Genomic DNA, 20202 nt, shown 5'->3' on the forward strand with positions numbered 1-20202 from the left:
TCCTGCGCCGTGGTTTTCGCCTTTTGCCGCCAGGATACAGGATACAAACTCTTTTTCCCGGTTCGTGCATCACCTACTACATTTAACGGGTACCATTCCCCGAAGAGAACCAGTATGGCGTTATATACGATTGGCGAAGTGGCCGATCTCTGCGAAGTCAACCCCGTGACGCTGCGCGCCTGGCAGCGCCGTTACGGACTGCTTAAACCCGTGCGCACCGACGGCGGCCACCGCCTGTTCAGCGAGGCGGATATCGACCGCATCCGCGAAATCAAACACTGGATTGAGCAAGGCGTTCAGGTCAGTAAAGTCAAAACGCTGCTAAGCCAGGACAGCGCCGATGAACCTGAAGGCTGGCGCGAGCGTCAGGAGACGCTGCTCGCCAAACTGCGCGGCGGCAATCCAGGCCAGGTGCGGCACTGGGTGAGCGAGCTCGGTCGCGACTATCCGGCAGAGATGCTGGTGCGCCATCTCTACACCCCGCTGCGCCGCCGGATGCAGCTTCAGCACGCCACGCTGCATGCGCTCTTAAGCCTGCTGGACGGGATTTTGATTAACTACATCGCGCTTTGTCTGCAATCCGCATGGAAAAAGCCGGGCAACGACGCGCTGGTGGTCGGCTGGAATCATCAGGATGCCACGCAGGTCTGGCTCGCGGCCTGGGTGGCGGTGCAAAAAGGCTGGCGGGTGGATGTGCTGGCGCAACCGCTGGCGCAGCTGCGCCCGGAGCTGTTTCCTGGCAAAACGCTGCTGGTGTGGTGCGGCGAACCGCCCGCCACGCGCCAGCTTGAGCAGATCGCCGCCTGGCACCAGCAGGGCCACGCCATCTTTTCGCTCCATGAGCCTGAAACCATTTAAAGGTTCATTAACAGGCGCGTTTCACCGTATAATTACGCGGTTAATATAAGGAGTGACGCATGAAATTAGTCAGAATCGGGCTTATTACCGGCATGGTCCTGATGGCCATCGGCGGTATCGGCGGCGTTATGCTGGCCGGCTACACCGTTATCCTGCATTCCGGTTCATAATCCGCGCCAGGCGCTCAAAGATGCGGTCCACCAGGATCGCCGCCAGCGCCACCAGCACCGCACCCTGAATCACATACGCCGTGTTAAACCCACTCAGGCCGATGATAATCGGGGTGCCGAGCGTGCTGGCTCCCACGGTGGAGGCGATAGTGGCGGTGCCAATATTAATTATCACCGACGTGCGGATCCCGGCGAGCATCACCCCAAACGCCAGCGGCAATTCCACTTTGCGTAAGATTTGAGCGCGGCTCATGCCGACGCCCCGCGCCACCTCTTTTACGTCCTCCGGCACCGCGCTTAAGCCCGCGAGCGTGCCCTGCAACACCGGCAGCAGGCCGTAAAGAATAAGCGCGACAATCGCGGGCTCGCGCCCGAAGCCCATTACCGGCACCGCAATCGCCAGCACCGCTACCGGCGGAAAGGTCTGTCCGGCGGCGGCGAGCGTTTCGGCAAGCGAGCGAAACTCTCGCCCCCACGGGCGCGTCACCGCAATCCCCACCGCGACGCCGCAGGCGACCGACACCGCGCCTGCCGCCGCCACTAGCCCGAGATGCGAGAGCGTGAGCGCGACAAAGCTCTCCTGGAGATAGACCGGGCGCGCCAGCCCCGGAAACAGCCAGTGGAACAGCCCTTCGCTGTGCGGCATCGCCAGCAGCAGTGCGACAAACAGCAGCGCCAGCCAGAGCAGCGGATCGCGCAGTCTACTCACCCCGCGCCTCCCGCTGATTCACCAGATGGCGAAAGCGCAGCACGCCGCGGTGCGCGCCGTTTGCATCCACCACCGACAGCGCCTCGCACTGGCGCTCGACAAACACCGACATCGCCTCGCGCAGCGTTAAGGTGTCCGCCACCGGCGCGCCGTCGGCCATGCCCGGCTCGATAAAGTCCGCCACCTGTTTGAGCGACAACAGCCGCACGCCAAGCTCGCTGCGCCCGAAAAAGTCACGCACGAAATCATTGCGCGGCGCGGTGAGCAGCGTCAGCGGCGCGCCCTGCTGCACCACTTCGCCGTTATCCATCAGCACCAGATGCTCAGCCAGCCCCAGCGCCTCGTCGATGTCATGCGTCACCAGCACAATCGTGCGTCCGAGCAACTGATGTATGCGGCGCATCTCCTGTTGCAGCGCGCTGCGCGTGACCGGGTCGAGCGCGCCGAACGGCTCGTCCATCAACAACACTTCCGGGTCGGCCGCCAGCGCGCGCGCCACGCCGACGCGCTGCTGCTGCCCCCCGGAGAGCTGATGCGGGTAGCGGTCGCGAAATGCGTCAGGCGCGAGCCCAAGCAGCGCGAGCAGTTCATCCACCCGCGCCTGAATGCGCGCCTTCGGCCACTTCAGCAGCTGCGGCACCGTGGCGACGTTCTGCGCCACCGTCCAGTGCGGAAACAGCCCGACCGACTGAATCGCATACCCCATACGCCTGCGCAGCGCTTCGGGCGAAAACTGGCGGATCTCCTCGCCCGCGAAGCGAATTTCGCCCGCGTCGTGCTCCACCAGACGGTTAATCATCTTGAGCGTAGTGGACTTGCCGGAGCCGGACGTGCCAATCAGCACCGAGAATGCGCCTTCGGCGAATCTCAGATTTAACGCTTTCACCGCCGCGCCGCCGTTGTAAAACTTACTGACCTGCTGAAATTCAATCATCTCGTTTCGTCTCCAGCGCGCCGATGGCGAGCGTAAACAGCGCGTCCAGCACCACCGCCAGCGCCACAACCGGGATAACCCCAAGCAGCACCAGATCGAGCGCGCTGCTGAGTAACCCCTGAAACACCAGCGCCCCGAAGCCGCCTGCGCCAATCAGCGCGGCCACCACCGCCATACCGACCGTCTGCACCGCCACCACCCGCAGGCTGCGCAGCCAGACGGGCAGCGCCAGCGGCACATCGACATGCCAGAAGCGCTGCCAGGCGGACATGCCCATCCCGCGGGCGCTCTCCCGCACCGCGTCGGGCACCTGTCCGAGCCCCGCCACCACGCCGCGCACCAGCGGCAGCAGCGCATAGAGCGTGAGCGCGATCAGCGCGGGCGCAAGCCCGGTGCCGGAGACGCCCAGCGCGCCGAGCGCCGGGAACGTCTGCGCCAGCCCGGCGAGCGGGGCCATCAGCAGACCGAACAGCGCCACCGAGGGCACCGTCTGAATAATATTGAGCGCGGCGAACAAGCCCGGCTGCCAGCGCGGCCGTCGGTGACACAAAATGCCAAGCGGCAGACCGATAACTATCGCGGGCGCGAGCGTGCCGAAAAGCAGCGTCAGGTGGCGCGCGGTGGCGTCATCAAACACCGTCTGGCGGTTGGCGTATTCTTTAAGCAGCGACAGCGCATCGAAGTGACCGCTCAGCAGAAGCCAGAGCGGCGCTATCCAGATCTGCGCCTGCAACAGCCAGCGCCAGAGCGGCTGGCGCGTCAGCCTGCCGATGGCGTCGCTGGCGGCAAGCAAGGAGACCGCGAGCATCAGCCACAGCCCGCTGCCAGGCGAGGTGCGCGCCAGACGACTGCCGGTTTCGGCCAGCCGCGCCGCCTCTGCGCCGGTCACCACCAGCAGCGTGATAAAAAGCGCCTGCGCGGCAACCAGAACCAGCAGCGCGCCCGGTTTTCCGGGGACAAAAGCGAGCAGACAGAGCAAGGCCGGCAGCGCCCATAACGCGGGCGCGACGCCAGGGAAGAGCCCGGCAAGATCGAGCGGCGCGCCGGACACCAGCCGGTTCGGCGCGTAATTTAAAAAGGGCAACAGGGCGGCGGCGGCCAGCAGGACCGCCAGCAGCGCCAGCACCCGGTTATGACATGTAATCGACAAAACGTGTCCCGAGGCAAACGCCGGAGGCGCTATTTCACCAGTCCTTTCTCTTTAAGCCACTGCGACGCCACTTTACCGGCATCCAGCCCTTCTACCGCGATCTGCGCGTTCAGCTCCTGAAGCGTTTTCTCATCAAGCGCCTTAAAGACCGGCTCAAACCACTGTGGCATGTCCGGGTACGCTTTCAGCACCGCTTCGCGCACGACCGGCGCGGGCGCGTAAACCGGCTGCACGCCTTTCGGATCGGTGAGCGTTTGCAGGCCGAGCGCCGCCACCGGGCCATCAGTGCCATAGGCCATCGCGGCGTTAACGCCGGATGTCTGCTGGGCCGCCGCTTTGATAGTCACCGCGGTGTCGCCGCCCGCGAGCGACAGCATCTGGTCCTGGTTAAGTTTAAACTGATAGGCTTTTTCAAAGGCCGGCAGCGCGTCCGGGCGCTCGATAAACTCCGCCGACGCGGCGAGTTTGAACGTCCCGCCCTCTTTCAGATAGCGGCTGAGGTCGGCAAGCGAGGTCAGCTTGTTCTTCTGCGCCAGATCCTGACGTACCGCGATAGTCCAGGTATTGTTCGCCGCCGCTGGCGTCAGCCAGACCAGCTTGTTCTGTTCGGCGTCGAGCTTTTTGACTTTCTCATAGCCCTGCTGCGCGTTTTTCCACGCCGGATCGTTCTCCTGCTTAAAGAAAAACGCCCCGTTGCCGGTGTATTCCGGGTAGATATCCAGCTCACCGGAGGTGATCGCCCCGCGCACGACCGGCGTGGTGCCCAGCTGGATTTTGTTGACCGTTTTCACGCCGTGGCTTTCCAGCACCTGCAAAATCACGTTGCCGAGCAGCGCGCCTTCGGTGTCGATTTTCGAGCCCACTTTCACCGGCTCGGCCGCCTGCGCGCCTGCCGCCAGCAGTACCAGGCCTGCCGCGCTCCAGAGTTTTAGCCTCATGATTTTCCTCTTTTATCCGCTTCGCTAAGGGCTTAAGAGAAAAGCGTAGTTGATAAATCTCAGGGGGAAAGGGAAAAGACGGGAAATGGCATTTTTTAACGGGCGATGGCCATAAAAAAGGGCCGGTTTCCCGGCCCTCTGGTAATCAACAACCGCTTACAGCAGTTCGAATTCGCCCTGCTTCACGCGGGCGGAATCCAGCCCGATGAAGACGTTGAATTTGCCAGGCTCCGCGTCATATTTCATGCGCTGGTTCCAGAATTTCAGCGCGTCGATATCGATCGGGAAGCTGACGGTCTGGCTTTCGCCCGGCTTCAGCGTGATTTTCTCAAAGCCGCGCAGCTGTTTCACCGGACGGCTCATGGAGGCCGTGACGTCCTGGAGATACATCTGCACTGCGGTAGCACCTTCGCGCTTGCCGGTGTTGGTCACCGTCACGCTGGCGGTCACTTTGCCGTCGCGCTTCATGGTCGGCGCGGAGAGCTTCACGTCGGAAACGCTGAACGTGGTATAGCTCAGGCCGTAGCCGAACGGATAGAGCGGGCCGTTGGCTTCGTCAAAGTAGCGCGAGGTGTATTTGTTCGGTTTTTCCGGATTGTACGGACGGCCCGTGTTGAGGTGGCTGTAGTACACCGGGATCTGCCCCACCGAGCGCGGGAAAGAGATAGGCAGCTTGCCTGACGGGTTGTAGTCGCCAAACAGCACGTCGGCGATGGCGTTACCGCCTTCGGTTCCGGCAAACCAGGTTTCCAGAATCGCGTCGGCCTGCTGGTCTTCTTTCACCAGCGCCAGCGGACGGCCGTTCATCAGCACCAGCACCAGCGGTTTGCCGGTCGCTTTCAAGGCGCTGATAAGGTCGCGCTGGCTCTGCGGAATGGTGAGATCGGTGCGGCTGGACGCCTCATGCGCCATGCCCTGCGCCTCGCCCACGACCGCCACCACCACGTCAGACTGTTTCGCGACGTTTACCGCCTCGTCGATCATCTCCTTCGGCGTGCGTTTATCCACCACCACCGCCGGCTCGTAGAGATTCAGGAAGTCAACGATGCCCTTATCGTCGGTGACGTTAGCGCCCTTGGCGTAGAGGATTTTGGCCTTATCGCCCGCCACGTTTTTCATGCCCTGGAGCAGCGTCACTGACTGATCGGCCACGCCTGCGGCAGACCAGCTGCCCATCATGTCGCGCTTGCTGTCAGCGAGCGGCCCCACCACCGCGATGGTGCCGGATTTTTTCAGCGGCAGCGTTTCCAGGCGGTTTTTCAGCAGCACCAGGCTTTCGCGCGCCACGTTACGCGCGTCGTCGCGGTGCAGGCGGCTTTCGGCGTTGGTGTCTTTCGGGTCAGAGTCTTTCGGCCCCAGATGGCTGTACGGATCGTTAAACAGCCCCATGTCATATTTGACGTTCAGCACATGACGGGTGGCGTCGTCGAGCTCTTCCATGGAGACTTTGCCGCTCTTGATAAGATCCGGCAGGTATTTGCTGTAGTACTCATCCGCCATACTCATATCGACGCCGGATTTGATCGCCACGCGCACCGCGTCTTCCGGGTCGGACGCCGTACCGTGTTTAATCAGCTCTTTAATCGCGCCGTGGTCAGAAATGGTGATGCCTTTAAAGCCCCAGTCGCCGCGCAGCAGATCTTTCAGCAGCCAGCCGTCGGACGCCGCCGGCGTGCCGTTCAGGGAGTTGAGCGCAATCATCACGCCGCCGCTGCCCGCGTCGAGCGCCTCTTTGTAGGGCGGCATATAGTCGTTGAACAGGCGCTGGGAGCTCATATCGACGGTGTTGTACTCTTTGCCGCCCTCCACCGCGCCGTAAGCGGCGAAGTGTTTCACGCTGGTCATCACCGAGTAGCGATCCGCCGGGCTTTTGCCCTGCATCGACTCGACCATCGTTTTGCCCATCATGCTGGTGAGATAAGTATCTTCGCCGAACCCTTCCGAGCCGCGGCCCCAGCGTGGGTCGCGCGTGACGTCGACCATCGGCGCCCAGGTCATGTTCAGGCCGTCGTCGGCCGCTTCATACGCCGACACGCGGCCCACGGTTTTTACCGCGTCGAGGTTAAATGAGGAGGCAAGCCCGAGGCTGTTCGGAAAAATGGTGCGCTGGCCATGCAGCACGTCGTAGGCGAAAAACAGCGGAATTTTCAGGCGGCTTAACTGCATCACCTGATCCTGCATCGCGCGGATATCCGGGCGGGTCACGGTGTTGAAAATCGCGCCGACCTGACCTTCTTTGATCATGTCCCGAATCGCTTCTTTCGGATTATCCGGCCCGACGCTTATCAGACGCAGCTGGCCGATTTTCTCATCGACCGTCATTTTTTTGAGTAAATCGGTGACAAACGCATCCCGCGCTTCGGGCGTCAGCGGATGCTCGCCGAAAGGTTCAGACGCCAGGGCCGGTTGCAGCGCAAGGCTCACGGCCATACCCACAGAACAAAGCCATTTCATAGGATTAACTCTCTTTTAGACGCAGCCGCAACGTTGCCGCCACAAAGAATAAGGTGTGCAGTGTGCCATAAGCCTTAGCAGGGAAGAAGCCAAACGCAAGTTTATACGCTGATTTTTCAACCTTTTCGGACTTGTTGAGAAATTCGCGGCTATGCTTAGAGACGTGCGTTTTCTCTGCCACAAGGAGTGGAACATGACCCTGACACCAACCTCCGGTAACCATGAGGTTATCGCGGAGCTGACCCGCATTACCGGCGCCAGCCATCTTCTCACCGACCCGGCCAAAACCGCCCGTTACCGCAAAGGCTTTCGCTCAGGCCAGGGCGAGGCGCTGGCCGTCGTTTTTCCCGGTACGCTGCTGGAATTATGGCGCGTTCTGGAAGTTTGTGTCGCCGCCGACAAAATCATTCTGATGCAGGCGGCCAACACCGGCCTGACGGAAGGCTCGACGCCGAACGGCAACGACTACGATCGCGACATTATTATTATCAGCACGCTGCGCCTCGATAAGCTGCATCTGCTGGATAACGGCGAGCAGATCCTCGCTTACCCCGGCACCACGCTCTGGCAGCTGGAGCGCGCGCTGAAGCCGCTTGGGCGCGAGCCGCACTCGGTGATTGGCTCCTCCTGCATCGGCGCGTCGGTGATGGGCGGCATCTGTAATAACTCCGGCGGCGCGCTGGTGCACCGCGGCCCCGCCTATACCGAAATGGCGCTGTTCGCGCAGATAGACGACACCGGGCGGCTGCGTCTGGTAAACCATCTGGGCATCGATCTCGGCCAGACGCCGGAGCAGATCCTGGGCCGCCTTGACGATGACCGCATTGATCCGACCGCCGTGCGCCACGACGAACGCCAGGCCTCCGACCGTCATTATATTGAGCGCGTGCGCGATATCGAGGCCGACAGCCCGGCGCGCTACAACGCCAACCCGGAGCGGCTCTTTGAAGCCTCCGGCTGCGCCGGTAAGCTCGCCGTGTTCGCGGTGCGTCTTGATACTTTCGAAGCCGAAAAACGCCAGGAGGTGTTTTATATCGGCACCAATCAGCCGGACGTGCTGACCCACATTCGCCGCCATATTCTCGCCAGTTTCCAGAGCCTGCCGGTCGCGGGTGAATATATGCACCGCGATATCTACGACATCGCCGAGCGCTACGGAAAAGACACATTCCTGATGATCAACAAGCTCGGCACCGACAAAATGCCGTTCTTCTTTACCACCAAAGGCCGCACCGACGCCTGGCTTGAGAAAGTGCCGTTCATCAAACCGCACTTTACCGACCGCGTGATGCAAAAACTGAGCGGATTATTCCCCGGTCACCTGCCGCCGCGCATGAAAAGCTGGCGCGATAAATATGAGCATCATCTGCTGCTGAAAATGGCGGGCGACGGCATTGAAGAAGCGCGCAGCTGGCTGACGAGCTTCTTTAAAGAGGCCGAAGGGGATTTCTTCGCCTGTACGGCAGAAGAAGGCAGCAAAGCGTTTCTGCACCGCTTTGCGGCGGCGGGCGCGGCGGTGCGTTATCACGCGGTGCACGCCGACGAGGTGGAAGATATTCTGGCGCTGGATATCGCGCTGCGGCGCAACGACACCGAGTGGTTCGAGCATCTGCCGCCGGAAATTGACAGCAAGCTGGTGCACAAGCTCTATTACGGCCACTTCTTCTGCCATGTGTTCCATCAGGATTACATCGTCAAAAAAGGCGTGGATGTGCACGCGCTGAAAGAAGAGATGCTGGCGCTGCTGCGCGAGCGCGGCGCGCAATACCCGGCGGAGCATAACGTCGGCCACCTTTACGAAGCGCCGGAGAGCTTAAAACAGTTTTATAAGGCCAATGACCCGACGAACAGCATGAACCCCGGCATCGGCAAGACCTCAAAGCAGAAATACTGGGGTGAGCCGGACGGGATCGCACAAACGCCAGGGGAGCAGACCGCCCGCTGATTCTGGCAGGCTGTTTTCTTTTTAAGCGCAGGCATAATATATCCTCCATGCCGCCGGAGCCCTCCGGCGGCATGTCTTTTGAGGATACAGGTATGGCTGTTGTGGAAAATCTCACGGCGTCAAAAGCCGCGATTCGTGACGTTACGCCGGGGGATATCGACGCCATTCGCGCCATTTATGGCTGGCATGTCGAACATGGCCGCGCCTCCTTTGAAGAAACGCCCCCCACGCTTGACGAGATGACCGCGCGCGTCAACGCCGTCACGCAGCAGGGCTTGCCCTGGCTTGTGGCAGAGATGGACGGCATTGTGGTCGGCTACAGCTACGCCTCGCCCTGGCGTGCGCGCCCTGCGTATCGCTATACCCTCGAAGAATCGATTTATATCGACGCCAGCATGGTCGGGCGCGGCATCGGCAGCCGTCTGTTACACGCTCTTATTGAGCGCTGCGAGCAAGGCCCGTGGCGTCAGCTGATGGCGGTGATCGGCGATGGCGAGAATAATCGCGGCTCGACGCGTCTGCACCGGCTGCTGGGGTTTGAAGTGGTGGGGAGTTTGCGCAGCGTCGGGTTTAAATTCGGCGGCTGGCGCGACACGCTGATTATGCAGCGTCCGCTCAACCAGGGAGACTGGACGCTGCCGGAATAGCTTATTCGACGCTGTTGTTCGCCATCTGCGCCGCTTTCTGGCGTTTATAGCTCAGCGCCGCTTCAGGCACCGGTTGCGCCTTGCCGGTTTCAAGCCAGGTGCGCAGGCGGCTGGCGTCGGCAAAGTGGGTGTATTTGCCGAAGGCGTCCATCACCACCAGCGTGACCGGACGGTTTTTAATCAGCGTGCGCATCATCAGGCAGTGCCCCGCCGCGTTGGTAAAGCCGGTTTTGGTGAGCTGAATATTCCAGTTATCGCGGTAAACCAGATGGTTGGTGTTACGGAACGGCAGCGTATACGCCGGGTTCGAAAACGTCGCCATCTCTTCGCGCGTGGTGCTGAGCTGCCCAATCAGCGGATACTGTTTGGTCGCGATTAACAGCTTCGTAAGATCGCGCGCGGTCGAGACGTTGTGGATGGAGAGCCCCGTCGGCTCCACAAAGTGCGTGTTGCGCATGCCGAGCGCTTTCGCTTTGGCGTTCATGGCGCGGATAAACGCGTCGTAACCCCCTGGATAGTGGTGCGCAAGGCTTGCGGCCGCGCGGTTTTCCGAGGACATCAGCGCCAGCAGCAGCATATTTTTACGGCTGATCTGGCTGTTTAAGCGTACCCGCGAATAGATCCCTTTCATTTCCGGCGTGTGGCTGATATCCACCGTCAGCATCTCATCCAGCGGCAGGCTGGCGTCGAGCACCACCATCGCGGTCATCACTTTGGTAATCGACGCTATCGGGCGCACCAGATCCGGGTGGCTTGAGAACAGCACTTCATTGGTGCGCAGATCGACGATCATGGCGCTGCCGGAAGCAATTTGCGGCTCGGCGGCGGACACGGACGACGCGGCGGCTTTCGCGGCGGCCAGCGCCGGAGCGGAAAGCGGCGCGGCCAGCAGCAGCGCGAGACTTAACAGGGAGAGACGAATTTTTGTCGACATGGCGAAAGTTCGGAAAATAATTCACGCGCGTAATTAAACGCACCGCCACCAACGGAAAAAGCTATTGATGGCTGGCGCGGGCATCATACTCCGGCCTTCGCATTTCCCGCTACAGAAGATTCAGCGCCAGGCGCGGCGCCGCTGGTTTTTACGCCAGCGGCTCACGTCAGAAGAGACGATAACCGTAGCCCCACAGCAGCACGGTCAGCGCCAGCAGCACCTCCAGCAGCAGCACGCCGATGGCGAGCGTCGAGCCGGAAAAGCGCAGCCCCTCTTCCTGGTTAATATTGAGAAACGCCGGAATGCCGATATAGAGCAGGTAGCCGGTATAGAGCAGCGCCAGCGTGCCCGCCAGCGCGCAGAGCCACACCAGCGGATAGAGCGCCACCACGCCGCTTAAAAAGAGCGGCGTCGCCACATAACCCGCGAACACCATACAACCGGCAAGCGACGGACGGTGCGGATAGTCGCGCGCCATCCACCAGATGACCCGCCCCATCACCGCCACGCCTGCCAGCATCAGCGCGTAGAACAGCACGGCCAGATAGAAACCGGTAAAGAGCGACAGCTTCACGACGTTGCCGTCGCCGAAATCCCAGCCAATCTGGGTGGTGCCGATAAACGCGCACAGCACGGGAATGGCCGCCATGATGAGTACGTGGTGGGTATAGTGATGCGACACGGTTTCGTTTTCGCGGCGAATCACCTGCATTTCACGAAAAGGATGGGCCAGAAGCCCCCAGACATGGTTCATAACGCCCCCTGACACAAACCGCCCGGAACGGGTGCTTTAAGTATAATTCAGCCTGCGTGATTAAAAAGTAAACAGCACAAAAACACGCGGACCGATGCGCGCGCAGGGTGTCGCGGGCGCGTTATACTTTCGGTTTCGCGCGTGGCGCGAAGAAAGCCTGACAAACGGGAGTAAGTGGAATTCATGGATATCAATAACCTGATTGAGCAGTACGGTTATGTGACGTTGTTACTGGGCAGTCTTGCCGAAGGGGAAACCGTCACGCTGCTGGGCGGCGTGGCGGCGCATGAAGGGCTGCTGCGCTTTCCGCTGGTGGTGCTGGTGGTGGCGCTCGGCGGCATGATTGGCGACCAGGCGCTTTATCTGGTGGGCCGCCGGTTCGGCACCCGGGCGCTGGCGCGCTTTTCCGGCAAGCAAAAGCAAATCGCCCGCGCCCAGACGCTTATCCGGCGCCATCCGGCGTGGTTTGTCATCGGCACTCGCTTTATGTACGGTTTTCGTATTATCGGCCCGCTGCTCATCGGCGCGAGCCGCGTCCCGCCGAAGCTCTTTGTGCCGCTGAACATCCTCGGAGCGTTGGTCTGGGCGACGCTCTTTACCACGCTCGGTTACGTGGGCGGCCAGGTGATAGAACCGTGGCTGCATCGCCTCGATCATCATCTCAAACAGCTGGTGTGGGTGGCGCTGGCGGTGGGCATTGTGCTGCTGCTGCGCTGGTTGTGGCGCAAGCGCAGCAGCAGAGAGGATTAAGCCTTCGGCTTAAACTGCGGGTTGGCGAGCGTAAAGCCGCCGTCGATGATAAACGACTGGCCGGTGGTGTAGGTGGCGCCCTCCGAGCAGAGCCACGCGACAATGCTGGCAATCTCATCGGTTTCGCCGGGGCGCGCCATCGGGATATTCGGCATTGAGCCGGGTTTCGCGTCGCCCTCTTCCATGTCGTTCATCGGCGTGGCGATAGCGCCAGGCGCGACGGCGTTCACCAGAATATTATGCTCTACGAGTTCCAGCGCCATCGATTTGGTCAGGCCGCCGAGCGCATGTTTGGCGGCGGTGTAGGCGCTCGCTTCCGGCAGCGGCGTATGTTCATGCACCGAGGTGATATTTACAATACGTCCGCCCTGCCCCTGTTTCACCATCGCTTTGGCGGCGATTTGCGAGCACAGGAACGCGCCGTCCACATCCACCGTCTGGATGCTGCGCCACTCATCGAACGTCATCTCCAGAAACGGCTTTTTGATCATCGCGCCTGCGTTATTCACCAGCGCGTCGATACGGCCGAAGCGATCGATAAGCGCCTGGATGGCGTTCGCGCCTTCCGGCAGATGGCTGAGGTTGAGCTGGATAAGCTCGGCGCGCCGCCCCAGGCTTTCGACTTCCTGCGCGGTCTCTTTCGCGCCTTTATCATCGCTGTGCCAGGTAATGCCGATATCAAACCCCTGCTTTGCGAGAAAAACCGCACACTTCTTGCCGATGCCTGAATCTGACGCGGTGACGATCGCCACTTTGGTTGCAGAACTCATGGTGCCTCCGGGAGTTGCGTTAAAGCGTTAAGTATAGCGAGGCCTGAAAATTCAGCGCCCGGCGGGCGAAAACGCGTCCCTCACTTTTTTCTGCCGCCTTTGCAGGAGCTTCTATACTGATAATTACCTTCATGGATCAACGAGATCCCGCAAAGACAATAAGGAGTCAGTGATGAAAATCATTCTGTGGGCGGTACTGATTATTTTTCTGATTGGGCTGTTGGTGGTAACGGGCGTATTTAAAATGATCTTCTGATGTGCCGGGCGCCGCCTGTCCGCGGCGCCCTTTACGTTACTTCGCGCCGTGGCTGCTGTAGTTGACCGGCACCCAGCGATACCCGTCTCCCTGCGCTTTTATCTTCCCGATCCCCGGAAACGCGATATGCGCCGACGCCACCCAGGCGTTGCTCTGCGCCGCCATTTTCAGCGTGTTCTCCCGCATGGCTACCGCCTGGTCCTGATTGACGTCAAAATGAATCGCCACCTTCGGCTGCGGCATCTGCACCGCTTTCACATGGATGATATCGCCCCACAGCAACAGCGTTTCGCCGCCGCGGGTCACTTTGTAGATAACGCTGCCGGGCGTGTGGCCGGGCGCGGGCAGCGCTTCAATGCCAGGCATTATTTGCGCGGGCGCGCGGAATGCTTTCATCTTTCCGGCGCTGATGACCGGGCGCAGCGACCGTTCCGATTCCGCAAACGTGTGGCGCTGGCTGGCTTCCACTTCCTTTTCCCGCGCCGGGTTCAGCCAGAGATCCAGATCGCGCTGATCCACCCGCACGGTGGCGTTCGGGAAGACCGGTTTACCGTCGCGCTGTACGCCGCCGGAGTGATCGGCGTGAACGTGCGTGAGCAATACCGTGTCGATTTGCGACGGATCGATACCGGCGGCGCGCAGGTTTTCCGGCAGATGACCGCCGTTATTGCCCAGCAGCGCGCCCGCGCCGCTGTCCACCAGGATGAGTTTATCGCCGGTGTTAATGACATAGGCGTTAATGGAGGTTTCGACCTGCGGCGTCAGCGCGTCATCGGCGAGGCGCGCGTTGAGCGTGTCAGGCGCGATGCGGGTCAGGAGTTTGTCGGCGGGAATGGTCACGGTGCCGTCAGAAACCGCCGTTATCTGCCAGTCGCCGAGCATCATGCGGTAATAACCCGGCGCCTGGGCGCTGTTGACGGCCATCGGGGCCGCGCCGAGCGGCGCGGCCAGCGCGACAGTGAAAAGCGTCAGTAAAGTCGCAGCAGTTTTCATGGTATTTCTCCAGGTGATTTATCTTGCTGAAGTATCCACGCCGCACTAGTATCACTCCAATTGATTGGAGCCATAATGACTATCAAAGAAAACGATTTCCGCAAAATCGACCTCAATCTCCTCATCGCTTTCGCCGTGCTGTTTCGTGAGCAGAGCGTGTCGCTCGCGGCCGATAAACTGCATCTCGGGCAGCCGGCGGTCAGCGGCGCGCTCGCGCGCCTGCGCGATATGTTCGACGATCCGCTGTTTATCCGCAGCGGCCACCGGATGCAGCCGACCGCGCGCGCCGTCGCCCTGCATGGCGAGCTGATGCCGCTGCTGGAGCAGCTTCAGTCGGCGCTGTTCCAGCAGGCCGAATTTCATCCGCAGCAGGCGAGCGCCACCATTACGCTTGGCATGACCGACTGGGTGGAGATGTGGCTGATGCCGCAGCTGATCCCGGCGCTGCGCGAGGCCGCGCCCGGCGTGCGGCTCAACGTGGTGGCGAGCTCGCCGTTTAGCGATCCGCGCCGTCTGGAGGAAGGCGAGCTGGATATGGCGATAAGCGTGGCGCAGGCTGGGCCGCGCTGGCAGGAGCGCGAGGTGTTAGTGAGCATGCCGTTTGTGACGCTCTGGCATCCGTCGCAGCTCAGCCTCGCCGCCCCGCTGACGCTTGACGATTACGTGCGCGAACCGCACCTGATGGTGACGTATCGCGAAGCGACCAGCAGCCTTATCGATACGCTGCTGGCGCGCCAGGGAGCGCGCCGCAGCATTTGTTACACCACGCCGCACTTCGCGGGCCTGCCTGGCCTTCTGATGCAGATGCCCGCGCTCGCGACCGTGCCCGCGGGGCTCTGTGATATGTGGCAGACGGTCTGGGGGCTTTCGGCAAGCCCGGTGCCGCTCGACGTGCCGCCGTTTGAGGTGGCGCTGCTCTGGCATCAGCGCCATAACAGCGATCCGGCGTTGATGTGGTTACGCGGGTTTATTCAACGGCTGGTGGCGAACGGCGAATAACGTCAGTGGCGGTTGATGGCTTCAGCGATGGCCGCCGAGGTGGTTAACGCGCGGATTTCGCTGAAAAGTTCGGACGCCTCGGCGTACTCTTTGCGCAGATAGCCGAGCCACTGCTTAATGCGCGCCACATGGTACATACCCGTATCGCCCTGTTTCTCCAGCCGGGTGTACTGTTGTAACAGTTGCACCACGTCGGGCCAGGGCATACGCGGCTCGTTATATTTAATCACGCGGCTTAAATTCGGCACGTTAAGCGCGCCGCGGCCAATCATGACGGCGTCGCAGCCCGTCTCTGCCATGCAGGCCTGCGCGCTCGCGTAATCCCAGATTTCGCCGTTGGCGATAACCGGGATCGTCAACCGCTCGCGGATTTCGCCAATCGCCGCCCAGTTAATGCGCTCCGCTTTATAGCCATCTTCTTTGGTGCGCCCGTGCACCACCAGCTCCGTCGCGCCCGCCTGCTGGACGGCATCGGCGATTTCAAAACGGCGCGCGCCGCTGTCCCAGCCGAGACGGATTTTCACCGTGACCGGCAGGTGCGCAGGTACGGCCTCGCGCATCGCTTTCGCGCCGCGATAGATAAGATCCGGGTCTTTCAGCAGCGTGGCGCCGCCGCCGCTGCCGTTCACAAGCTTTGACGGGCAGCCGCAGTTAAGATCAACGCCCCAGGAGCCAAGCTCCACCGCGCGGGCGGCGTTTTCGGCAAGCCACTGCGGATGCTGGCCGAGCAGTTGCACACGCACCCGCGTGCCGGACGGCGTGCGGCTCTCGTTGCGGAGTTCCGGGCAGAGTTTATAAAACGATTTCACCGGCAGGAGGCTGTCCACCACGCGCAGAAACTCGGTGATGCAGAGATCGTAATCGTTGACGCTGGTGAGCAGTTCACGCACCAGAGAATCAAGCACGCCTTCCATCGGCGCCAGTAAAACACGCATAACGCTACCCGCTAAAAAAAGAGGCGCTATGGTAGCGCCTCGCCGCCCGGAAAGGAATGCGCGAGCGTGGGCTCAGAGCGTAAAACCGAAACGCTGGCCGTCCGGCAGCTCGACATCCAGCCGCACCGTGCCGCCGAGGGCGTCGACATAGCGTTTGAGCGTGGAGATTTTCATGTCGTTGCCGCGCTGTTCGATAGCCGCGACCGACGGCTGCGCAATGCCCATCTGGCGCGCCATCTCGGTTTGCGACACGCTGAGGGCCTCGCGCAGCGCACAGAGGTGGGTTTCCAGCAGCAGCTGCGCCGTTTTCTCTTCAATGCGCGCGCGGGCCTCCGGGGTCTGGGCCGCCAGCACTTCATCAAACGTCTTCATCTATACCTCCCGGTGGTTCAGATAGTGGCTAAACAGTTTGTCAGCGACGCGCAGCATGACCCGGTAAAACCGCTTTTCATCGCCCTTTTTCTCCGCTGCGCACAGCACAATGGCGTAACGGCGCGGATCAAAAGCGTAAAAGGCGCGCAGGGGCCGCCCGGCGTGCTGAACCCGTAATTCCTTCATGCCCGCGTGGCGCGAGCCTTTAAGCGTATCGGCATAGGGACGCCCCAGGTGCGGGCCTTTGATTTTCAGAAGCCCCAGCGCCGCCAGCACATCCTCCTGCAACGGCTGCGGCTGCCTCGCGAGCCAGCACTCAAACTCATGAGTGAGATAAATAGTCCACATGGCGCTCCTCCCTGTTCGTTAGCGACTACCGTGAACGGCGCGGAGCGTTTTATAGATTGTAATCTATAGCTTCAAGGGAATCATTAGCGGTTTGCTTAACGCCGCGCAAAAAAGTTATGCGGCCCGGAAAGGTTTACTGCGAACCTGAGCGGCGGCTCGAAAGTTTAGGTATGCTGGGATGGCTCCTGTGATCGGTAGCACAGTTTTCATTTTAATTGTATGATGAATGCGTTCGGTTTAAAGGTGACCTCCCTATGAGCACAATGCTGACTTCTCTCTGGCAACTGGTACGCGCGTTTATTTTGATTTACGCCTGCCTCTACGCAGGCATCGCGATTGCCGCGCTGCTGCCGATTACCATCCCCGGCAGCATCATCGGCATGCTGATTCTTTTTGTCCTGCTGGCGTTTCAGATCCTGCCCGCGAAGTGGGTACAGCCCGCGTGTAATCTGCTGATCCGCTATATGGCGCTGCTGTTTGTGCCGGTGGGTATTGGCGTGATGCAATATTTCGACGTGTTGCAGGCGCAGTTCGGGCCGGTGGTGGTCTCCTGTTTTATCAGTACGCTGGTGGTGTTTATGGTGGTGAGCTGGAGCGCGCACCTGGCGCATGGCGAGCGCAAAGTGGTGGGCCAGGAAAGGAGCCGTGAGAAATGATCCAGAATATCTGGTGGTCGCTGCCGCTGACGCTGCTGGTCTTTTTCGCCGCCCGTAAACTCGCGGCGCGGCTCAAAAGCCCGTTGCTCAATCCGCTGCTGGTCTGCATGGTGGTGCTGATCCCGTTTCTGATGCTGACCCACATTCCTTATGAGCGCTATTTTCAGGGCAGCCGCATTCTCAATGATTTACTGCAACCCGCCGTGGTGGCGCTGGCGTTCCCGCTGTATGAACAATTGCACCAGATCCGCGCCCGCTGGAAGTCGATTATCACGATTTGCTTTGCAGGCAGCGTGGTGGCGATGGTCACCGGCACCTCTGTTGCGCTGCTGATGGGCGCCAGTCCGGAAATCGCGGCGTCCGTCCTGCCGAAATCCGTCACCACGCCGATCGCGATGGCCGTGGGCGGAAGCCTCGGCGGCATTCCCGCCATCAGCGCCGTCTGCGTCATTTTCGTGGGTATACTCGGCGCCGTGTTCGGCCATGCTCTGCTGAATGTCATGAGGATAAAAACCAAATCCGCACGCGGCCTGGCGATGGGCACCGCCTCGCACGCCCTGGGTACGGCGCGCTGCGCGGAGCTGGATTACCAGGAGGGCGCGTTCAGTTCACTGGCGCTGGTGATCTGCGGCATTATCACGTCGCTGCTGGCGCCCTTTTTGTTCTCGATTATTCTGGCGATATGGCGCTAAAACTTGCGATACGTCGCGCATTTTCATTTTAAATTTCATTTGTTGCATAGCCAGTGAGAGTTAAATCACATATAAAGCCTCAGGAGCGCCGTAAACTATTTTTCCTGTTATCTCTTTTGAGGCTTTGCCATGCACCCACGTTTTGAAACTGCCTTCGCACAGCTGCCGGCGGCACTGCAAGCCGCTCTGGCTCCTCTGATTGCCGATATTCATTTTCCGGCGATGCTGAACGCTGAACAGGTCGCTGACATTCGCCGCCAGAGCGGGCTGGATGACGACGCGCTGGCCTTTGCGCTGCTGCCGTTAGCCGCCGCCTGCGCGCAGACCGGGATTTCGCACTTTAACGTGGGCGCCATCGCCCGCGGCCTGAGCGGCAACCTCTATTTCGGCGCCAATATGGAGTTTCGCGGCGCGGCGATGCAGCAGACGATTCACGCCGAGCAGAGCGCCATCACCCACGCCTGGATGCGCGGCGAAACCGGCCTTGCGGCGATTACGGTTAACTACACGCCGTGCGGCCACTGCCGTCAGTTTATGAACGAGCTGAACAGCGGGCTAACCCTTCGCATCAACCTGCCGGGGCGCGCGCCTTCACAGCTTGGCGATTACCTGCCGGACGCCTTCGGCCCGCGCGATCTTGATATTAAGACGCTGATTTTCGATACGGAAAATCATGGCTATGCGCTTAAGGGCGACGCGCTGACGCAGGCCGCGATCGCGGCGGCCAACCGCAGCCATGCGCCTTACAGCCAGTCGCCGTCCGGGCTTGCCATTGAAACCCACGACGGCACGGTCTTTACCGGCAGCTATGCCGAGAACGCGGCGTTCAACCCTTCCCTGCCGCCGTTACAGGCCGCGCTGAACCTGCTGAGCCTGAACGGCTACGTGTGGGCGGATATCCATCGCGTCGCGCTTGCCGAACTGAACGATGCGACCATCGTTCAGCGCGACGCCACCGCCGCGACGCTGAACGCGCTGGGCTTTACCGGCCTTGAGCGGGTTACACTCGCCTGAACCACCACAGCGGGCGCTCTGCCCGCTGTGACGAAAAATGCTCCAACCAGACGTTCGATTCTTGCTCTTGCCCGGCGGGTAAAGTAGCCTTGACTCTCTTTCCTTTTTGCTTCGAGCTGCCTGAATGTTAAAGCGTTTGTTATACAGCCTGCTGGCCCTGATTGGCGTACTGCTGTTAACGGCGCTGCTGCTCGACCGCTGGATCAGCTGGAAAACCGCGCCTTACGTCTATGATGAGCTGCAGGATTTGCCGTGGCGTCAGGTGGGCGTAGTGCTCGGCACCGCCAAATATTATCGCACCGGCGTGGTTAATCAGTATTACCGCTACCGCATTCAGGGCGCGCTGAACGCCTATAACAGCGGCAAGGTGAATTACCTGCTGTTGAGCGGCGATAATGCCCAGCAGAGCTATAACGAGCCGATGACGATGCGCAAGGATTTAATAGCCGCAGGCGTCGATCCGGCGGATATCGTGCTGGATTACGCGGGCTTCCGCACGCTCGATTCTATCGTCCGCACCCGTCGGGTGTTTGATACCAACGATTTCATCATTATTACCCAGCGTTTCCATTGCGAGCGCGCGCTGTTTATCGCGCTGCATATGGGTATTCAGGCGCAGTGTTACGCCGTGCCGTCGCCGAAAAATATGCTGTCGGTGCGCGTGCGTGAGTTCGGCGCGCGGTTAGGGGCGCTGGCGGATCTGTATATTTTTAAACGTGAACCGCGTTTTCTCGGCCCGCTGGTGCCGATCCCCGCCCTTAGCGAAGTGCCTGACGATGCGCAGGGTTACCCTGCCGTGACGCCCGAGCAGATGCTGGAATTGCAGAAGAAGAAATAAGCGTCGCGGTAGCAGGTGTGGTGGGTGCGCTGGCGCTTACCCACCCTGTAAATTCCTTTTCATTTTTATACGCGGTGGGTGCGCTG

At 60.7% G+C, this 20202-nt stretch carries 23 protein-coding genes; 11 read left to right on the forward strand and 12 right to left on the reverse strand.

What is annotated here, in order from left to right; all coding sequences use genetic code 11:
* The first annotated feature begins 114 nt into the window (after nucleotides 1-114).
* Both AFK65_RS13100 and AFK65_RS21570 read left to right on the forward strand, forming a co-directional pair.
* Nucleotides 115-858: a MerR family transcriptional regulator gene (locus AFK65_RS13100; RefSeq protein WP_038856756.1), complete on the forward strand. Its 744-nt coding sequence runs from the start codon at nucleotides 115-117 to the stop codon at nucleotides 856-858.
* 59 nt (nucleotides 859-917) lie between these two features.
* Nucleotides 918-1028 carry a protein YohO gene (locus AFK65_RS21570; protein ID WP_015741830.1) on the forward strand — a complete coding sequence of 37 codons (111 nt, stop codon included), beginning with the start codon at nucleotides 918-920 and terminating at the stop codon, nucleotides 1026-1028.
* On the opposite strand, the gene AFK65_RS13105 is transcribed toward AFK65_RS21570, so the two are convergent.
* From AFK65_RS13105 to bglX, 5 genes are all read right to left on the reverse strand, one after another.
* Nucleotides 1006-1737: an ABC transporter permease gene (locus AFK65_RS13105; RefSeq protein ID WP_007699625.1), complete on the reverse strand. Its 732-nt coding sequence runs from the start codon at nucleotides 1735-1737 to the stop codon at nucleotides 1006-1008. The two genes, AFK65_RS21570 and AFK65_RS13105, sit on opposite strands and share 23 nt — an antisense overlap.
* Nucleotides 1730-2671: an ABC transporter ATP-binding protein gene (locus tag AFK65_RS13110; RefSeq protein WP_038856755.1), complete on the reverse strand. Its 942-nt coding sequence runs from the start codon at nucleotides 2669-2671 to the stop codon at nucleotides 1730-1732. Before AFK65_RS13110 ends, AFK65_RS13105 begins: the two co-directional genes overlap by 8 nt.
* Nucleotides 2664-3821, reverse strand: coding sequence for an ABC transporter permease (locus AFK65_RS13115; RefSeq protein WP_038856753.1), 1158 nt, complete (start codon nucleotides 3819-3821; stop codon nucleotides 2664-2666). Before AFK65_RS13115 ends, AFK65_RS13110 begins: the two co-directional genes overlap by 8 nt.
* 29 nt (nucleotides 3822-3850) lie before the next feature.
* Nucleotides 3851-4762: a glycine betaine ABC transporter substrate-binding protein OsmF gene (gene osmF, locus AFK65_RS13120; protein WP_172461555.1), complete on the reverse strand. Its 912-nt coding sequence runs from the start codon at nucleotides 4760-4762 to the stop codon at nucleotides 3851-3853.
* 153 nt (nucleotides 4763-4915) lie between these two features.
* Nucleotides 4916-7213 carry a beta-glucosidase BglX gene (gene bglX / locus AFK65_RS13125; RefSeq protein WP_007699634.1) on the reverse strand — a complete coding sequence of 766 codons (2298 nt, stop codon included), beginning with the start codon at nucleotides 7211-7213 and terminating at the stop codon, nucleotides 4916-4918.
* A 193-nt stretch (nucleotides 7214-7406) separates the two neighbouring features.
* On the opposite strand from bglX, the gene dld reads away from it, so the two are divergent.
* Complete coding sequence (gene dld / locus AFK65_RS13130; RefSeq protein ID WP_038856750.1) at nucleotides 7407-9158, forward strand: D-lactate dehydrogenase; 1752 nt, start codon at nucleotides 7407-7409, stop codon at nucleotides 9156-9158.
* A 92-nt stretch (nucleotides 9159-9250) separates the two neighbouring features.
* Entirely contained in the window at nucleotides 9251-9805 is a 555-nt protein-coding gene (locus AFK65_RS13135) for a GNAT family N-acetyltransferase (protein WP_032805531.1), read from the forward strand.
* Between the two features lies 1 nt (nucleotide 9806).
* Here the strand turns inward: AFK65_RS13135 and pbpG are convergent, their stop codons facing one another.
* Together pbpG and AFK65_RS13145 are read right to left on the reverse strand one after the other, a co-directional pair.
* Nucleotides 9807-10739, reverse strand: a complete 933-nt coding sequence (gene pbpG, locus AFK65_RS13140; protein WP_007699640.1) for a D-alanyl-D-alanine endopeptidase — start codon at nucleotides 10737-10739, stop codon at nucleotides 9807-9809.
* 166 nt (nucleotides 10740-10905) lie between these two features.
* Nucleotides 10906-11493 (reverse strand): Yip1 family protein, encoded by a 588-nt coding sequence (locus AFK65_RS13145; RefSeq protein WP_007699643.1) that lies wholly within the window; start codon nucleotides 11491-11493, stop codon nucleotides 10906-10908.
* Between the two features lie 183 nt (nucleotides 11494-11676).
* Between AFK65_RS13145 and AFK65_RS13150 the strand changes: the two genes are divergently transcribed.
* A complete protein-coding gene (locus tag AFK65_RS13150; protein WP_007699646.1) occupies nucleotides 11677-12243 on the forward strand; it encodes a DedA family protein in 567 nt (188 codons plus the stop codon).
* Here the strand turns inward: AFK65_RS13150 and AFK65_RS13155 are convergent.
* On the reverse strand, nucleotides 12240-13013 hold the full coding sequence (locus AFK65_RS13155) for an SDR family oxidoreductase (protein WP_007699648.1): 774 nt from the start codon (nucleotides 13011-13013) through the stop codon (nucleotides 12240-12242). The two genes, AFK65_RS13150 and AFK65_RS13155, sit on opposite strands and share 4 nt — an antisense overlap.
* 172 nt (nucleotides 13014-13185) lie before the next feature.
* On the opposite strand from AFK65_RS13155, the gene yohP reads away from it, so the two are divergent.
* Complete coding sequence (yohP, locus tag AFK65_RS21160) at nucleotides 13186-13269, forward strand: small membrane protein YohP (protein WP_000691708.1); 84 nt, start codon at nucleotides 13186-13188, stop codon at nucleotides 13267-13269.
* Between the two features lie 36 nt (nucleotides 13270-13305).
* Here the strand turns inward: yohP and AFK65_RS13160 are convergent, their stop codons facing one another.
* The gene (locus AFK65_RS13160) at nucleotides 13306-14262 is read right to left on the reverse strand and encodes an MBL fold metallo-hydrolase (protein WP_038856749.1); all 957 of its coding nucleotides are present in this window, start codon (nucleotides 14260-14262) and stop codon (nucleotides 13306-13308) included.
* 75 nt (nucleotides 14263-14337) lie between these two features.
* Between AFK65_RS13160 and AFK65_RS13165 the strand changes: the two genes are divergently transcribed.
* Nucleotides 14338-15261: a LysR family transcriptional regulator gene (locus AFK65_RS13165; protein ID WP_038856748.1), complete on the forward strand. Its 924-nt coding sequence runs from the start codon at nucleotides 14338-14340 to the stop codon at nucleotides 15259-15261.
* A 2-nt stretch (nucleotides 15262-15263) separates the two neighbouring features.
* On the opposite strand, the gene dusC is transcribed toward AFK65_RS13165, so the two are convergent.
* The 3 genes from dusC to AFK65_RS13180 form a co-directional block, all read right to left on the reverse strand.
* Nucleotides 15264-16196, reverse strand: a complete 933-nt coding sequence (gene dusC, locus AFK65_RS13170; protein WP_038856747.1) for a tRNA dihydrouridine(16) synthase DusC — start codon at nucleotides 16194-16196, stop codon at nucleotides 15264-15266.
* A gap of 72 nt (nucleotides 16197-16268) precedes the next feature.
* Nucleotides 16269-16568 (reverse strand): helix-turn-helix domain-containing protein, encoded by a 300-nt coding sequence (locus tag AFK65_RS13175; RefSeq protein ID WP_007699657.1) that lies wholly within the window; start codon nucleotides 16566-16568, stop codon nucleotides 16269-16271.
* Nucleotides 16569-16916 carry a type II toxin-antitoxin system RelE/ParE family toxin gene (locus tag AFK65_RS13180; protein ID WP_007699659.1) on the reverse strand — a complete coding sequence of 116 codons (348 nt, stop codon included), beginning with the start codon at nucleotides 16914-16916 and terminating at the stop codon, nucleotides 16569-16571.
* Nucleotides 16917-17170: 254 nt separating this feature from the next.
* Between AFK65_RS13180 and AFK65_RS13185 the strand changes: the two genes are divergently transcribed.
* The 4 genes from AFK65_RS13185 (at nucleotide 17171) to sanA (ending at nucleotide 20116) form a co-directional block, all read left to right on the forward strand.
* The gene (locus AFK65_RS13185) at nucleotides 17171-17572 is read left to right on the forward strand and encodes a CidA/LrgA family protein (protein ID WP_007699662.1); all 402 of its coding nucleotides are present in this window, start codon (nucleotides 17171-17173) and stop codon (nucleotides 17570-17572) included.
* A complete protein-coding gene (locus tag AFK65_RS13190; RefSeq protein WP_007699666.1) occupies nucleotides 17569-18264 on the forward strand; it encodes a CidB/LrgB family autolysis modulator in 696 nt (231 codons plus the stop codon). The genes AFK65_RS13185 and AFK65_RS13190 overlap by 4 nt, the downstream gene beginning before the upstream one ends.
* A 129-nt stretch (nucleotides 18265-18393) precedes the next feature.
* Complete coding sequence (gene cdd, locus AFK65_RS13195) at nucleotides 18394-19278, forward strand: cytidine deaminase (RefSeq protein WP_038856746.1); 885 nt, start codon at nucleotides 18394-18396, stop codon at nucleotides 19276-19278.
* 124 nt (nucleotides 19279-19402) lie between these two features.
* On the forward strand, nucleotides 19403-20116 hold the full coding sequence (gene sanA / locus AFK65_RS13200) for an outer membrane permeability protein SanA (protein ID WP_007699681.1): 714 nt from the start codon (nucleotides 19403-19405) through the stop codon (nucleotides 20114-20116).
* Nucleotides 20117-20202: the final 86 nt, after the last annotated feature.

It is taken from the genome of Cronobacter universalis NCTC 9529 (assembly GCF_001277175.1).
GTDB lineage: Bacteria > Pseudomonadota > Gammaproteobacteria > Enterobacterales > Enterobacteriaceae > Cronobacter > Cronobacter universalis.

Coding starts and splice junctions, on each gene's coding strand:
- AFK65_RS13100 (WP_038856756.1), top strand. CDS start 115: ATGGCGTTATATACGATTGGCGAAGTGGCCGATCTCTGCGAAGTCAAC.
- AFK65_RS21570 (WP_015741830.1), top strand. CDS start 918: ATGAAATTAGTCAGAATCGGGCTTATTACCGGCATGGTCCTGATGGCC.
- AFK65_RS13110 (WP_038856755.1), bottom strand. CDS start 2,671: ATGATTGAATTTCAGCAGGTCAGTAAGTTTTACAACGGCGGCGCGGCG.
- bglX (WP_007699634.1), bottom strand. CDS start 7,213: ATGAAATGGCTTTGTTCTGTGGGTATGGCCGTGAGCCTTGCGCTGCAA.
- dld (WP_038856750.1), top strand. CDS start 7,407: ATGACCCTGACACCAACCTCCGGTAACCATGAGGTTATCGCGGAGCTG.
- AFK65_RS13135 (WP_032805531.1), top strand. CDS start 9,251: ATGGCTGTTGTGGAAAATCTCACGGCGTCAAAAGCCGCGATTCGTGAC.
- pbpG (WP_007699640.1), bottom strand. CDS start 10,739: ATGTCGACAAAAATTCGTCTCTCCCTGTTAAGTCTCGCGCTGCTGCTG.
- AFK65_RS13145 (WP_007699643.1), bottom strand. CDS start 11,493: ATGAACCATGTCTGGGGGCTTCTGGCCCATCCTTTTCGTGAAATGCAG.
- AFK65_RS13150 (WP_007699646.1), top strand. CDS start 11,677: ATGGATATCAATAACCTGATTGAGCAGTACGGTTATGTGACGTTGTTA.
- AFK65_RS13155 (WP_007699648.1), bottom strand. CDS start 13,013: ATGAGTTCTGCAACCAAAGTGGCGATCGTCACCGCGTCAGATTCAGGC.
- yohP (WP_000691708.1), top strand. CDS start 13,186: ATGAAAATCATTCTGTGGGCGGTACTGATTATTTTTCTGATTGGGCTG.
- AFK65_RS13160 (WP_038856749.1), bottom strand. CDS start 14,262: ATGAAAACTGCTGCGACTTTACTGACGCTTTTCACTGTCGCGCTGGCC.
- AFK65_RS13165 (WP_038856748.1), top strand. CDS start 14,338: ATGACTATCAAAGAAAACGATTTCCGCAAAATCGACCTCAATCTCCTC.
- dusC (WP_038856747.1), bottom strand. CDS start 16,196: ATGCGTGTTTTACTGGCGCCGATGGAAGGCGTGCTTGATTCTCTGGTG.
- AFK65_RS13175 (WP_007699657.1), bottom strand. CDS start 16,568: ATGAAGACGTTTGATGAAGTGCTGGCGGCCCAGACCCCGGAGGCCCGC.
- AFK65_RS13180 (WP_007699659.1), bottom strand. CDS start 16,916: ATGTGGACTATTTATCTCACTCATGAGTTTGAGTGCTGGCTCGCGAGG.
- AFK65_RS13185 (WP_007699662.1), top strand. CDS start 17,171: ATGAGCACAATGCTGACTTCTCTCTGGCAACTGGTACGCGCGTTTATT.
- AFK65_RS13190 (WP_007699666.1), top strand. CDS start 17,569: ATGATCCAGAATATCTGGTGGTCGCTGCCGCTGACGCTGCTGGTCTTT.
- cdd (WP_038856746.1), top strand. CDS start 18,394: ATGCACCCACGTTTTGAAACTGCCTTCGCACAGCTGCCGGCGGCACTG.
- sanA (WP_007699681.1), top strand. CDS start 19,403: ATGTTAAAGCGTTTGTTATACAGCCTGCTGGCCCTGATTGGCGTACTG.